Source organism: Rubrivirga sp. SAORIC476 (genome assembly GCF_002283555.1).
Taxonomy (GTDB): Bacteria; Bacteroidota; Rhodothermia; order Rhodothermales; family Rubricoccaceae; genus Rubrivirga.
Genome location: NZ_MVOI01000011.1, coordinates 136,753 through 150,643 on the forward strand (window position 1 = coordinate 136,753; position 13,891 = coordinate 150,643).

Below are 13,891 nucleotides of genomic sequence, written 5' to 3' on the forward strand. Positions count from 1 at the left end.
CCGCCACCGATGTCGTACGTCATCATCTTGCTCTCCATCCTCGTCGGCTCCGGCATCGTCGGAGCGACCTTCGCCTACTTCATCCGCGCCCGCAAGCAGGAAGAGGCCGGAGGCGTATCCAACATCGCGTCGGCCGCTGCGCCCGTGCCTGTCGCCGAGGAGGTGAAGGCCATCGGCGAACAGATCGAGCGGGCGATGTCCGACCAGCGCCTCCAGGGGGAGACCCAGCGGCAGCTGATCGCGCAGAAGCTGGAGTCGGTGCGCCACTCGGTCGAGGCCCAGAAGAATCAGGTCCAGGGGCTCCGCAGCGAGTTCCTCCACGAGTCGCGCCGTCGCGATGAGGAGATCGCGACCATCCGTCAGCAGATCGGGACCATCCAGGAGACCGTCGGCCTCCCGGCTTCGACGCAGGCCGCCCTGCCGCCGGCCACGCCGCCGGCGCCGCCCGCGGGCGTCTCCCCCCAGGCAGAGCCCGAAGAGACCTTCTCGTTCCCCCTCCCGGACCCGACGCTCGCCGCCCCCGAGCCCGCCCCGGAGCCGGACCAGCCGACGGCGTTCGAAGAGACCGTGTTCGCCCAGAGCACGACACCGGCACCAGCCCAGGCTCCGGCCCCACCGAGCATGCCGACGTTCGAGGAGGCCACGTTCTCGGAAGAGGTCTTCAGCACTCCCTCTGCCGCTTCGACCCATGAGCCCGACGTAATGCAGCCGGCCGCCCCCCCGATGGGGCCCGAGCCGGTCGCCGCTCCTGGCCCCGCCGAGGCGCCGGCGTTCGAGGACACCTTCGCGGAGGCCACGTTCTCGGAAGCGACCTTCTCGGGGACGGGGTTCTCGGACGCCTCGCAGGACGACACCGTCTTTTCGGAGGGTGCGTTCGAGGACTTCGCGGCCGACAGCGCTCCGCCGCCCGCCGCCCCGGTGGAGGAGCCGCCGGTGGTCAGCCCCGAGGCGGACCCGTTCGCCACGGCGCCGCTCTACGACGAGAACGTCGGCGGCGACAGCGCCTCCAGCAGCGACCTGTTCGAGTCCTGGAGCCCTGAGCCGGTAGCCCCGCCCCGTCCCTCTGCCCCGCCGACGTCCTCCCATCGGCCTGCCGAGGCGGTCGCGGTCGAGACCCCGCCCCCCTTCGACACGCAGCACACCGCGTGGATCTCGCGGCCCAGCTCGGAGCCCGACGCGATCCAGACGGCCTCGGCCGACGAGTTCATCGACGCCGCGTCCTTCGACGAGGCCCCCGCTCCCCCGTCTTTCGACGCCCCGTCTTTTGACACCCCGGCGTTCGACGCTCCGGCCCTCGACGCGGCGCCCACGGCGTTCTCGGCCGACAGCCTCATCGACCTCGACTCCCTGATGCCGCCTACCGCTGCGCCGCCCACCGCAACGGAGGAGCCGACCCCGACGACCGGGTTCACGATGGCACCGGTCCCGGTGTCGCACGCCCCTGCGACACCGCCCAGCCCCGCCGCCGAGGCTGACCCTGAGCCGTTCGCCAGCGACGCGCCGACTGGCGTTGCCGCAGAGCCGGACCTCACGCCGACGCCCGCTCCTCCCTCCGACGCATTCGCCGCTCCCGAGGACACCGTGCTGAGCTTCGACGCCTTCAACACGGCAGTGGCAGAGCCAGCGGACGCTCCCGAAGTGGAGCCCGAGCTCGCCTACGAGGTGCCCGAGGGCGCCGAGGACCTCACCGTCATCGCGTCAGTCGACGAGGACGTGCAGCGACTCCTCTACATCGCGGGCGTCCGCACGCTGGAGGAGATCGCACAGTGGGGCCGCGGCGAGGCCCGTCGCATCAGCTCGCAGGTGAACGTGTCCGAAGACACGATCATGAACCAGTGGGTCTTCGAGGCCCAGGCGGCGCTCTTCAACCGCTACTCCCAGCAGGGCTGACCGCCTCCTAGGCCGAAATGATGTGCGGTACGGCCGAGAGGCGGCGGAACGAGTCGATCCGCTCGTCCAGGTCGGCCGCCGTCACGGAGAGCAGGCGGTCCGGGCCGAAGGCCTCGACCACGAACGACGCCAGCGCGCTGCCGACGACGACCGCCTGACGCATCGCGTCGGGGTCGGTGGCGCCACAGCGGGCGAGGTGCCCGGCGAAGCCGCCCAGGAACGTGTCGCCCGCACCGGTCGGGTCGATCACGTCCTCCAGCGGGTAGGCGGGCGCCGAGAAGATCTCGTCGCCGCAGAACAGCAGCGCGCCGTGCTCGCCCTTCTTGACGATGAGCGTCTCCGGCCCGAGCGCGCGGATCTTGCGCGCTGCGCGGACGAGGTTGGGCTCGCCGGCGAGTTGGCGGGCCTCCTCGTCGTTGATCACCAGCACGTCGACGCGCTTGAGCGTCTCCCCGAGCGCCTCGGGCGTGTTGTCGATCCAGAAGTTCATCGTGTCCGCGATGACGAGCCCGGAGCCGTCCGTCTGGTCGATCACCGAGGACTGGACGGTGGGATCGAGGTTGCCGAGGCAGACGATCTCGGGCGTGCGGTAGGACGCCGGGAGGTCGGGCTCGAACGTGGCCAGCACGTTGAGGTGCGTCGCGAGCGTGTCGCGCGTGTTGAGGTCGTAGTGGTAGCGACCGGCCCAGAAGAACGTCTCGCCCTCGGGGTCGCGCACCAGCCCCTCGACGTCCACGCCCCGATCGGTGAGCGACGCCACGTGCGCCTCGGGGAAGTCGCGGCCGACAACCGCGTTGAGTTGGACCGGCGCCCCGATCACGCGCGCGGCGAGGCAGGCGTAGGTGGCGGACCCGCCCAGGATCCGCTCTGCGCGGCCGAACGGCGTTTCGACGGTGTCGAACGCGACGGTTCCGACGACGAGGATGCTCATGACTTCGGGGGCGGGTGCGGCCGGGAGGACGGGCTAGACAACGGACCGGGGCGCCCCTCAGAGAGACGCCCCGGACCTGAAACGGAGACGGAAGTTAGCTCCGGACCTTCGACACCCACTCGTCGAGCTTGGAAGCCAGCACGCCGGTGACCGCCGTCTTGGCCGCGTCGGCGATGGTCTCGGCGAGATCCTTGGACTTCTCATAGCCCTCGCCCGCCGCATCGCCCGCATTGGCGGCGGCCTCGCGGAGTGCGTCGGAGGCGCGGTGGAGGCTGTCCTGGAGCGAGACGCCCGCGGTGCTCGCGAACGCGGCCGCTTCGCGAGAGGCCACCTTGCCCTGCTTCTTGGCTGCCTTCTGGAGCTGCTTGGCCCGCACTTCGACGCGGTCGGCGAGGGACGGGGGCTCCGGGTCCGGGATGAGCGCGGTCACGAGACGGCCCGCGACCAGCCCGATGCCTGCCGCTGCCAGGAGCGCGAGGCCCGGATGCGCCTCCACCCAGGCCTTGGCCGCGGCGATGGGATCGTCGTTGGCGTAGTCGTCCGGCATCTCGTAATCGGCCGGGAGCGGCGGGGAGACGGTCCGCGCGGTGGCCGAGGCGACCTGGGCCGCGGGTTCGGTCGACGCGTCGGGGAGCGTCGGGTTGGGGTCCGGGATGCCGGTGGGAGCGTCGGTGGGGGTCGGGGTGTCGTCGGCCATGGGAGGGGTCGGGAAGAAGGGAATGCCGCCGCTGGTACGATGCCCCGCCCCCCCTTTGTTTCTGCCGTTCGGAGCCACGGCCCCGACTCCGTAGATTGTCTCCTCCGCCGGACGCCGTCCCCCCAATGCTTCTCCGGTCTTGCCCCGCGCGCCATACCCCGGCGCGCTTCCGTCGCTTCCCGACGGCGACGCTGTGTCTCGTCGCCGTGCTGGGTGTCCTCTCTCCGGTCGCCGCACAGACCGTGGGCACCGTCACCGCCCGTCCTGCCGAGTCGCAGGCGTCCTTCGAGGAGGCGAAGCTGCTGTACGACGGCGGGCAGTACGCCGCCGCCGAGCGCGCCTTCGACCGGTTCCTCGATGAGTACCCGCGCGACGCCCGCGCGCCGGAGGCGCTGTTCTTCCAGGCCGAGTCGGCCCTGGCGACGGACGACGACCGCGGCGCGGCGGCGCTCTTCGGCCGCTTCGAGCGGCAGTACCCATCGCACCCCTACGCCTCGCGGGCACGCCTCGCGCTCGGCCGCTACTACTACGCCCGCGGCGACGACGACCGCGCGGAGGTCGCCCTCGCGGCTGCGGCAGACGCGCCTGGCCCCGCCGACGACCGCGCCGAGGCCGCCTACCTGCTCGGCCTCGTGCACCGCCGCCAGGACCGCCCCGACGCCGCGCTGGCGGCCTTCGAGCGGGCCTCAGTCGACGACACGCCGTCCGCCCCGCTGGCTCTCTACGCGGCGGGATCGGTCTACGTGGACCGGTCGGACTGGACGCGCGCTGCCGACGCCTTCGGGGCGCTCGCTCAGCGGTACCCGCGGTCGGCGGAGGACACGCGCGCCGGGCTGGCGCTGGCCGAGGCGCTCATCCGGTCTGGTCGCCTCGCCGACGGGGCGCGCGAGGCAGAGCGCCGACGGGGCTCGCTGACGGGCGAGGAGGCCGCACGGGGGGCCCTGCTCGCCGGCGAGACGTGGGTCCGCCTCGGCGACGACCGCGCCGACGCCGCCCTCGCCGACGTGCCGAGCGACTCGCGGTACGCCCGTCGCGCCGCCCTCGCCCGAGGCCGCGTCGCCTCCGCACGCGGCGACTTCGGGGCAGCGCTCACGCTCTACCAGATCGCCCGCGCCGGCGTCTCCGACCGCGCCGAGGTCGACGCCGTAGCCCACGAGGCGGCCTACTACGAGGGCATCGCCGCGAAGGCGCTCGGCCAGCTCGGGTACGCCGAGGACCGGTGGACCGAGGCCAGCACGCGCCGCCCGGGAGGCGCCTACGTGGAGGCCTCGCTCCTCGAACTGGGCCTGCTGCGCTACGAGCGCCGGCAGTACGACGCCGCCGCCCGCGCCTTCGACCGCTTGCTGACCGACCACCCGCGTGGGCCGTATGCGGGTGAGGCCGCGCGCATGCTGGGCGAGGCCTACGCCGCGTCCGGCCAGACCGACCGCGCCCGCGAGGCCTTCCGCCGCGCCGAGGCGCTCGGCACCGCGACCGCCGAGACCCGCGCGGAGGTGGCCTTCCAGGATGCCTACGCGCGGTTCGTCGCCGGGCAGTACGCCGAGGCCGTCCCTGCGCTCCTCGCCGTGGTTGACGGTGACCCGTCGGGGCCCCGGGCCGGAGAGGCGCTGTTCTGGGCTGGCGAAAGTGCCTTCCAGGCCCGCGAGTACGCCCGCGCCGAGACGATCCTCCGCGACCTCCTGCGCCGCTACCCCGATCACCCGCGGTCGGACGCTGCGCGCTACGTCATCGCGTGGACGTTCTACCAGCGCGGTCAGACCGCCAACGCGGCCGACGCCTTCGAGCGGTTCCTGTCCGCCTACACGCGCTCCGGAGAGCTGGTGCCCTACTACGCCGACGCCCTCCTCCGCCTCGGTGACCTCTACACCGTCCTCGGCCGGTACGAGGACGCGCGGCTCGTCTTCGGGCGCGTCGCCGCGGCGACGCCGGACCGCCAGGGCGGCGACTACGCCCTCTTCCAGACCGCCCAGGTGCTCGGCCGCGAGGGCCGGACCGACGACGCGCTGCGGACCTACGACCGCCTCCTCGTTGAGTACCCGGAGTCGGAGCGCTACGCGCAGGCGCTGCTGGCGCAGGGCGCGCTCTACTCCGCCCGCGGGCAGGACAGCCTCGCGGTCGCCGCCTACGAGCGCATCCTCCGTGAGCGTCCCCAGCGCGGCGCCGCCGCCCTGCTCGGCGTCGGCGATGTGCTGATGAACCAGGAGCGCTACCCGCTCGCCGAGGCGGCCTACCGACGCGTCTTCGAGCGCTACCCGTCCAGCCCGCTCACCGTGGACGCCTTCAGTGGCCTCGCCGACGCGCTCGATGCACAGGGCCGCGGCGGGGAGATCGACCAGGCCTACGCCGAGGTGGACCGGGCGCTTCGAGGCGGCGACGAGCGCGGGCGCCTTCGCTTCGCCCGCGCCCGGTTGGCGCTCACGTCGGGCCAGGACTCGCTCGCGATCTCGCTCCTGGAGCAGGTCCTCTCGGCGGCTCCGTCGGCGGACCTCGAACAGGATGCCCTGCTCGCGATCGGGGGCGCGTACGCGGCCACCGGCCGTCCCGCCGACGCCGCGCTCGCCCTCCGACGCCTCCTGACGCGCTACCCCGACGGCCCCCTCGCCGACGAAGGTTCGCTCCGTCTCGCCGAGGCCCTCCTGGCCGGCGGCGATGCCGAGGGCGCACGCGTCGCGGCCTCGGCCCTCCGCCAGCGCGGCGCGGCCGACCCCGAGCAAGTCGCCGACGCCTACGCCCTCGAGGCGCTCGCCCTTCAGGACCTCGGCCGGGCCGACGACGCCACGCGCCTCCTTCGCGAGCTGGTGAGCCGCTACCCGACCACGGCGGCGGCTCGGGCCGCGCTCAGCGACCGCCCCGATCTCGCGCAGCCCCTCCCGGCCCCCGACTCCGAGGGCGACAATGCCCCGTAACGCCATGCGACCCACCCTCCTGCTGGCGGCGCTCCTGGCGCCCGCCCTCGCCCAGGCCCAGCCTGAGCCCGACCGCTCGCAGCTTCCGAGCCTGACGCCTGCCGTCTTCGAGAGCCGCGGTACGCTGGCCGTGACGCTGCCCCTCGTCGAGCGCCAGCCGCTGTCCGGCTTCGGACCGCTGCCGCGGCGGTACGTCGTTCCCGCCGAGCGTGAGCCGGTCACGCAGCCGTTCGCGCCGAACCTGGACGCCCTCCCCGCCCTCGCGCTCGCCCCCCCTGCCGAGCCGCCCGCGACCACCCTGACCGTCCGGCGACTCCGGGCCGAGGGGGGAGCCGGGGCCTACGTGTCTCGCTACGGCCGGGTCGACCTCGCCGCCGCAGGCGCCGGAGGCGAGTTCTTCGTCGACGCCGCCTACGACGGCATCGGGGAGACCGACGGCCGCGTGGCGTTCGACCGCTTCGATGCGCGCGCGGGCGGACAGTCGTTCGGGGCCGGACGCCCTCGCCTCGAAGGCCACGTGCTCCGCGATGTCTACACGACACGCGGCTTCGGAACGGGCTCGCAGCGGATCCGGCAGGCTGTCGGGGGTGAGCTCGGTTTCGAGGGCCTCGGCGCGGTCCCGTTCGAGGCCACGGTCGGCTTCTCCCAGGGCCAGCTGACCCGCGTCGACGACTCGGAGAACACCAAGGAAGGCCGTGTGGACGCGTCGGCCCGAGTCGGCGTGCTGGGCGAACGCATCGTGGCCGACGTGGCGGGCGGCATCGCAGGGGCCGGGTCGTTCGGCTCGGACATCCAGTACGGCGCCGCCGGGCTGGCCCTCTCGCTGAACGGCCCCGGTGGCTCCCAACTCACGCTCGGCGCGCGCGTGCTCGGCTACGACGCCTCGGCCGCCTCGGGCGGCGGGTCGGCACAGAGCATCGGCCCCATCGTCGATGCTCGCTTCCCGCTGGGCCCGACCACCGTCGTGTTCGTGCAGAACGACCCGCACCTCGCGGTCCGCTCGCTGACCGACCTCGCGGGCGACAACCCGTATGTCCTGTCCGACCCGATCCTCGCGCCCGACGTGCTGCCGTTCGATGCGCGCGCGGGGCTGGAGCTGCGCCCGGCGAGCGCCCGCGTCCGCGTGTTCGCGCACGCCTTCTCCGCGCCCACGTTCATGGCCTTCGAGCCCGCCGCGGGTGGCTTCGACGCGCTCTACCTCGACGCCAACGCCGTCGGCCTCGGGGCGGACCTCGCCGTGGTTGGCCCCGGTGGCGTGTCGGCGTCGGCCGGCGTGGAGATCCGGTCCGGGCGTGCCGAGGGCGGGGAGATCCCGTTCTTCGCGCCGCTGATCGGCCACGCGGGCGTGCAGGCGCCGTTCCTCGACGGCCGCGGACGCGTGGGGCTGGCGGCCAGTGCCGAGAGCGCCCGGCCGACCGATCGGTCCGCGATCGGCGACGCCCCCGCGTTCGGCCGCCTGTCGCTGGACGCGCGCTACGCCGTCACCGGGCCTCTGGCGGTCGTCCTCCGGGGCGAGCGCCTCGTGGGCGAGGCCGAGCGCTGGCCCGGCTTCCCCGAGCCGCCGTTCACGGTGATGCTCGGCCTCCGCCTCGCCCGATGACCCTCGGACTACCTTCCGTCGCCCACCCCCGCCACGCCGTGAATCCGCTCGACGCCGTCGCCGCCGCCATTCGAGAGCGCCTCCTGGCCGGGCAGCCCGCCCCGCTGCTGGGCCTCGGGACGCTCGTCCGCCAGCATGTCGCGGCTCGCGTCGAGGAACGCGCCGACGGTACACGGGTGATGCTCCCGCCCGGCGAGACGATCGGCCTCGCCCCGGGCTCGCCGAACGAGGCCTCACTCGCGCTCCCGTTCGCCCGCTTCCGCGCCCTCTCGCCGGACGCTGCGGAGGCGGCCTACGAGGAGGCGATGGACCAGATCGAAGCGCTCCTCTCCGCGACCGGCGAGGTACGCCTGCCGGGCGTCGGCCTGCTTCGGCGGACCAGCAGCGGCGTCGTGCTTGGCGTCGAGGCCGAGCTCCTCGCGGCCGTCAACCGCACGTACGAGGGCCTCACGCCCATCCGCACCCAACCCACCCCGGAGCCGCCGCTCCCCTCCTCGACGACGGAGCCATCCTCGACGACGGAGCCGCCCGTCGACGCTGCTCCTCCGTCCACTCGCCGCGGCGCCCCGCCCATCGAGGTGATTCCGCCGTCGGAGGCCGATCCCGACACGCCCCCGGTCGTCGGGTCGATGGGCGATGGCGCCGCATCGGCGCTCCCTCCCGACGCTCCGGCCGAGGCGGACGGCGCCCTGGTCGCGGATGCCGTCTCGACCGACGACATCATGGACGAAGAGGAGGCGTTCCTCGCGGACTTGGATGCTCTCGACCCCGAGCCGGAGGCGTCCGACGTGCACGAGGCGGAGGCCTCGGACCCCGGCCCCGTCCCGGTGCCCTTCGGCGGATCCGACGCCCCGGCCCTTGCCGACCTGCTCCCGCAGACCCCCGAGGAGCCGGATGAGGCTGCGACCGGGGAGGCGCTCTCGATCGACGCACCGCTCGCCGACCCAGCGCCCCAGGCCGACGAGCCTGGGGACGCCCAGCCGCCCGCAGAAGCCGCGCCAGCGTCGCCCGTGGACCTGCCCGAGGCGGACGAGCCCGCCGAGGCGCCGCCGCTGGTCTCCCCGGACGACGAGTGGGCGCGCGAGACCTGGACCGCCCCGGCGCTCGGCGCGTCCCCCTCGTTCGATACCGACCTGACGCCCGACGCCGACGTGATGGACGCCGTCATCGAGGACGCCGACTTCGACATCGTCCCGCCTTCTTCGGACACGTTCGAGCCGACGGTGCCGGCAGGATTCCAGGAGCCCGAAGATCTCGACGACTCGGAGCACGCCGCACCGCCGATCCTGACGGTGCCGCCCGCGCCCACCGTCGTCCCGCCCGTGATGACGGCCGCGCAGACCATGCCTGCGTTCGCCTCGGATGTCCCGCCGACCGGCACGGTGCCTGAGACCGCCCCGCCGGACGAACCCGACGCCCGACCCCGCCGCTGGTGGCCCTGGGTGCTGCTCCTGCTGCTGATCGCACTCGCCGTCGCTGCGATCTGGTTCTGGCCCGAGATCCGCTCCCGCACCCGCCTGCTCACCAACCCGGACCAGACCATCACCGTCGACGCCGGACCGGTCGGGCCCCGGCTCATCGAGGAGGACGCCCAGCTCCGCGAGCCCGACGGCTTCGTCGTGGCCGACGGTGCCCTGGCCGAGGGCACGGGCGGGGACAGCGACGGGCAGGAGGGCTCGTTCGGCAGCGCGCCCGCAGCCTTAGGCGACGACCTCGCCGCCACGTCTCCCCCACGCACGCCCCGCGCGACGCCCGCGACCCGCCCCGCGACGGCCCGCTCCTGGGCCGACGACGGCGACACGCCTGCCCCCCCCACCGGCCTCGGGCAGTCGCCTGCCCCGGGCGTCGCCCTTCTGCCACCCCGCGTCAGCGGTCTGAACGCCGCCGACGTCCGTGCGCTGGCGGCCCGGGACGAGATCATCGACCCCGCCGCCGACGCCTGGACGTTCGTGGTGCTCTCGACCTCGTCGCGCGAGGAGGCCGAGGCGCTCCGCGACCGCTACCGCCGCGCGGGCTACCGAAGCTCCGTGCTCACCGCCCGAGGCGGGCAGTTCCGCGTCTGCGTCGGCCAGTTCCCCACGCGCGACGACGCCATCCGCCTCCGCGACCGTCTCCCACCTCAGGCCCCGGCCGACACCTGGGCGCTCTACCTGGAGACCCTCTAGCTCACTCCGTCGCCCCGCTCTGAGCGACGCCTCTCCCAGACGGCCCCTCCCCTCTCCGACGCCCTCCGCCGTCCCCCCCGGCTGCCCATGCTCGCCCTTCAAACCGCCCCTCTCGATACCGCGACCGTCGCGGCCGACACCGTCGCGACCGCCGTCGCCGAGCCGACGTTCACCGAGTCGCTCCGCGGCGGCCTCGAACTGCTCTTCCTCGGGGGCTGGTCGATGGTCCCCATCGTCCTCCTGTCGATCCTGATGGTGGCCGTCGTCTGGGAGCGGATCCGCGCGCTGCGCCGCGCCACCGGCGACCCGGACACCCTCACCCGCAACGTGGCCGACTACGTCGGCAACGGCGATGTGACGGGGGCGATGGCCTACTGCCGCGAGCGCAACTCGCCCGCCTCCCGCATCCTGATGCGCGGCCTGGAGCGCCTCGGGCGGCCCATCGGCGAGATCAAGGAGGCCGTCCAGGAAGCCGGGCGCCGCGAGACGTTCGACCTGGAGAAGCGGATGGACCTGCTCGCCTCCATCGCCGCCATCGCGCCCATGCTGGGCTTCCTCGGCACCGTGACCGGCATGATCGGGGCGTTCCGCCAGATCCAGCGCTACGAGGGGCTCGTCAACCCGTCCCTTCTGGCGGGTGGCATCTGGGAGGCGCTGGTCACGACCGCCGCCGGGCTGGCGGTCGGCTTGCTGGCGCTGTTCGCCTACAACCTGCTCGTCGGGCGGATCGCGCGGCTGGTCAACGGCCTCGAGCGCGTCTCGTCCGACTTCATCGACTTCCTCCAGACGCCGCGACGGTGAGTGATGAGGCGTGAGGCGTGGGGAGTTGGCTCTCCACGTCTCGCGCTCGGCCGGGCCTGGGCCTCGCGCCCGGCCCCCTTCCCTCTTCACCCAGCCCCTTCCTCCGCATGGCCTCGTTCAACTTCTCGACCGGCCGCAAGGCGCTGACGGCGTTCAGCCTCGCGTCGCTGACGGACATCGTCCTGCTGCTGCTCATCTTCTTCCTGCTCACGTCCTCGTTCGTGACGCAGAACGGCCTCCGGGTGACGCTCCCGGACGTGGCCGCGGCGGCGCCCTTGGAGCAGCTCTACGTCGCCATCACCATCGACGAGGACGGGCTGTTCTTTGTCGAGGACCGCGAGGTGGCGCGCGACAGCCTGACGATGGCCATCGAGGCCGTCCGCGAGGGCAAGACGTCGCTCGCGGTCTACGCCGACAAGGAGGCGACCATCGACGGGCTCGCGGCGGTGGCCTCGGCTGCGTCGGCGCTCGACATGCGGGTTTCCATCGCGACCGAGGCGGCCACCCCCAGCGAGTAACCCGGCCTCTCCCATGCCCCTCCTCGGCACGGGGCGGGCCCCCTCCCGTGGACCGACTGCCCCGACGACGCCTCCGAGGCGGGAACCCAGCCGCGCGCGGACGGGACCTACCGGCAGGGGAGAGCGCCCGTGCGGGGCTCAAAACGCCACCGCAGCTCTCATTCAACAAAGACGGCGCGGCAGAACAGAGGGCCGCTCAATCGCGAAGGGCTGAGGGCGCGGAGGTCGAACGAGACGAAAGTAGCGCCGACGCCCAAACGAGCCGAGAACGCTGACGCCCTTCGTCGGCTTGCAGCGGCGAGTTAGACCGCGCTGGGTTCAAAGCTCTCCTGAGTCCTTGCGGACTTGACGGTAAGCCTCCTGTTTGACTTTCAGGTTTTCCCAGTACAAGCTGTCATGATTTCGTTCAGGCTCCCTTTCGAGCAAGGAAGTGTTCTTCCATGATGTCATCACCTCGCCCAAATCGACTGATCTCTCTGGCTCTCGCAACTGATCTTCGCTCAATAGACTGTAGTAGTCTTCCCATTCTCTAACTAAGACCTTGTGATCCCGAGTGACGCTGCAGAACTGATACCTCATACCGAAATCTCCCTCCAGAATGTCTCCTGGCATCCAGGCAACCAGCTGTGGGAATCGCTCGTCTGGGGCTGTAGCCAAAACCCTGTTACGCTCAGCGTTTCGTGCAGCGAGTCGCTTCGCAACCGCTTTGGGGTCAGACAGCACGGCCCACCACCGGCCCGCCTGGAGCAATAACACAATTAGAATGATGGCTTCTCTCAAGCCAGGCTTCATGATAACCATCAGCGATGAGCCTTGGCCAATGGCCGCCAGCCAGAACTCGACATCCTTCTCCTGAGCCTGCTTAGCCCCCTCAAGGTAATGTTCGTATCCAGACCTAAGCTGGAACCACACTATCCACATGGTCACGCTCAGAGCTATGTAAAACATCATTACGATGGGTCGATCTGACTGCGATGGTAAGCGCGGCCTAACAGAGGGCCGCTCAACCGCCCTGGGCTGAGGGCGCGGCGGTGGATGCGAGCAATGATAGCGCCGACACCCCGCCTGGACTGAGAATGCTAGCGCCTAGGGTCGGCTTGCAGCGGCGGGTTATACCGCGTTGGCAGAGCGGACCGCCGCGAGAGCGTTAACGAGCCGCTCCGCGTCCTCCACTGATAACAAATGCCTCAGGCCAGAACGCAAACGCGAACCCTCCCGACGAAACGCAACGTGCCGGTGGCCCGGAAGCGGCGTACCGCCTATGGGCGAGTCTGACACGCGGAACTTGGTCTCCGTGATGGGCGCTCGGTACCGAGTCCGGCGTACTACCGGCCCGACCGAGCGGAGTGTGATCGTCCCATCGCGTACGACGACCTCGTCACGACCATAGACCATTCGGTCAAGCGACCAAGCGCCGACGAGGAAGAAGGGGGCGAACACGGCCGCCAGCATCAACACGCGAACGGGGTCCCCCGACTGGGCGACTCCGTAGCACGCAAAACAGAACATGGCGGCGAGGGCCGTGACCCAACCCCACATACTCCTGACTTCGAGACCTGACTTAACACCAGGCTTGATCGAAGCACGGAGGTTCACCCCGTCGGCCTCAACATTGAGGCGGCCCATGAGCCTTTGACTTTCATCGAACGCCTCGTCGGACTCCATAGGGTGGACGCGGTATAACAGGGGGCCGCTCAGCCGCCTTTGGCTGAGGGCACGATGGTCGGTAACGCGCAATGATAGCGCGGACTCCCACAGGAGGTGAGAGCGCTGGCGCCAAAGGTCGGCCTGCAGCGGCGGGTTATGCCGCCTTCTTCCTGAGTGGAGTAGACTCGTTTTGACTCAGGTACACCTCCAGCTCCTCCTGTCTCCAAGGGACGAATACGACGTCCGTCACCCCTGGCACTTGCGCGACCATCTCCGCTAGATCGGGTGCTACGTGAGGGACAAGAGCAGGTCCTGAGAAACCTGTTGCTGCGACGCGCTTCGTCCACAGAACGATGCTTAGGCCGGACATGTCGACCCGATTGTCCTTCTTGAGCTTTTTCGTTGCGCCCAAGCCTAGCGCGCCCTGGATCAAGCTCGTAGAAAGCTGACTCTTTCCCGTCAATGCCAGAAGCACTTCTCCAGTCTTGCGCTTATGCGAGAGCGCGATACAAAACTTAAGGGCTTCAACCAGTTCTTCCTGATAAGGCCCAGGCTTTTCGATGTGGTATAGCATTCGTCTAGACGAGGTGCGTTGGCGGCATAACAGATAGCCGCTTAGCCGCACGGGGCTGAGGGCGGGAAGGTGGGCCGAAGCTATAACTGGCGTTGGCGCCGGGACGGGCCGAGAACGCTGGTGCCCCGTGTCGGCCTACAGCGGCGAGTTATGCCGCGCCGA

At 71.5% G+C, this 13,891-nt stretch carries 10 protein-coding genes; 6 read left to right on the plus strand and 4 right to left on the minus strand.

The window, feature by feature from the left end:
* Positions 1-9: 9 nt before the first annotated feature.
* Complete coding sequence (locus B1759_RS19865) at positions 10-1,890, plus strand: hypothetical protein (protein ID WP_095516293.1); 1,881 nt, start codon at positions 10-12, stop codon at positions 1,888-1,890.
* 7 nt (positions 1,891-1,897) lie between these two features.
* Here B1759_RS19865 and B1759_RS17080 read toward each other — a convergent pair whose 3' ends face one another.
* Together B1759_RS17080 and B1759_RS17085 are read right to left on the minus strand one after the other, a co-directional pair.
* The gene (locus B1759_RS17080; protein WP_095516294.1) at positions 1,898-2,821 is read right to left on the minus strand and encodes a PfkB family carbohydrate kinase; all 924 of its coding nucleotides are present in this window, start codon (positions 2,819-2,821) and stop codon (positions 1,898-1,900) included.
* A gap of 94 nt (positions 2,822-2,915) precedes the next feature.
* A complete protein-coding gene (locus B1759_RS17085; protein ID WP_095516295.1) occupies positions 2,916-3,518 on the minus strand; it encodes a hypothetical protein in 603 nt (200 codons plus the stop codon).
* Positions 3,519-3,643: 125 nt separating this feature from the next.
* Between B1759_RS17085 and B1759_RS17090 the strand changes: the two genes are divergently transcribed.
* The 5 genes from B1759_RS17090 (at position 3,644) to B1759_RS17110 (ending at position 11,508) form a co-directional block, all read left to right on the plus strand.
* On the plus strand, positions 3,644-6,424 hold the full coding sequence (locus B1759_RS17090) for a tetratricopeptide repeat protein (protein WP_095516296.1): 2,781 nt from the start codon (positions 3,644-3,646) through the stop codon (positions 6,422-6,424).
* Positions 6,425-6,428: 4 nt separating this feature from the next.
* Complete coding sequence (locus B1759_RS17095) at positions 6,429-8,024, plus strand: hypothetical protein (protein WP_095516297.1); 1,596 nt, start codon at positions 6,429-6,431, stop codon at positions 8,022-8,024.
* A complete protein-coding gene (locus tag B1759_RS17100) occupies positions 8,021-10,189 on the plus strand; it encodes an SPOR domain-containing protein (protein ID WP_143537460.1) in 2,169 nt (722 codons plus the stop codon). The genes B1759_RS17095 and B1759_RS17100 overlap by 4 nt, the downstream gene beginning before the upstream one ends.
* Before the next feature lie 87 nt (positions 10,190-10,276).
* Positions 10,277-10,990, plus strand: a complete 714-nt coding sequence (locus B1759_RS17105) for a MotA/TolQ/ExbB proton channel family protein (RefSeq protein ID WP_095516299.1) — start codon at positions 10,277-10,279, stop codon at positions 10,988-10,990.
* A 107-nt stretch (positions 10,991-11,097) separates the two neighbouring features.
* On the plus strand, positions 11,098-11,508 hold the full coding sequence (locus B1759_RS17110) for a biopolymer transporter ExbD (protein ID WP_095516300.1): 411 nt from the start codon (positions 11,098-11,100) through the stop codon (positions 11,506-11,508).
* Between the two features lie 318 nt (positions 11,509-11,826).
* On the opposite strand, the gene B1759_RS19465 is transcribed toward B1759_RS17110, so the two are convergent.
* Both B1759_RS19465 and B1759_RS19470 read right to left on the minus strand, forming a co-directional pair.
* Positions 11,827-12,459: a hypothetical protein gene (locus B1759_RS19465; RefSeq protein WP_143537461.1), complete on the minus strand. Its 633-nt coding sequence runs from the start codon at positions 12,457-12,459 to the stop codon at positions 11,827-11,829.
* 850 nt (positions 12,460-13,309) lie between these two features.
* On the minus strand, positions 13,310-13,729 hold the full coding sequence (locus tag B1759_RS19470; protein ID WP_143537462.1) for a hypothetical protein: 420 nt from the start codon (positions 13,727-13,729) through the stop codon (positions 13,310-13,312).
* Positions 13,730-13,891 lie beyond the last annotated feature (162 nt).

Excerpts from the sequence above, each read along its gene's own strand:
- B1759_RS19865 (WP_095516293.1), top strand. The coding sequence starts at position 10 with ATGTCGTACGTCATCATCTTGCTCTCCATCCTCGTCGGCTCCGGCATC.
- B1759_RS17080 (WP_095516294.1), bottom strand. The coding sequence starts at position 2,821 with ATGAGCATCCTCGTCGTCGGAACCGTCGCGTTCGACACCGTCGAAACG.
- B1759_RS17085 (WP_095516295.1), bottom strand. The coding sequence starts at position 3,518 with ATGGCCGACGACACCCCGACCCCCACCGACGCTCCCACCGGCATCCCG.
- B1759_RS17090 (WP_095516296.1), top strand. The coding sequence starts at position 3,644 with ATGCTTCTCCGGTCTTGCCCCGCGCGCCATACCCCGGCGCGCTTCCGT.
- B1759_RS17095 (WP_095516297.1), top strand. The coding sequence starts at position 6,429 with ATGCGACCCACCCTCCTGCTGGCGGCGCTCCTGGCGCCCGCCCTCGCC.
- B1759_RS17100 (WP_143537460.1), top strand. The coding sequence starts at position 8,021 with ATGACCCTCGGACTACCTTCCGTCGCCCACCCCCGCCACGCCGTGAAT.
- B1759_RS17105 (WP_095516299.1), top strand. The coding sequence starts at position 10,277 with ATGCTCGCCCTTCAAACCGCCCCTCTCGATACCGCGACCGTCGCGGCC.
- B1759_RS17110 (WP_095516300.1), top strand. The coding sequence starts at position 11,098 with ATGGCCTCGTTCAACTTCTCGACCGGCCGCAAGGCGCTGACGGCGTTC.
- B1759_RS19465 (WP_143537461.1), bottom strand. The coding sequence starts at position 12,459 with ATGATGTTTTACATAGCTCTGAGCGTGACCATGTGGATAGTGTGGTTC.
- B1759_RS19470 (WP_143537462.1), bottom strand. The coding sequence starts at position 13,729 with ATGCTATACCACATCGAAAAGCCTGGGCCTTATCAGGAAGAACTGGTT.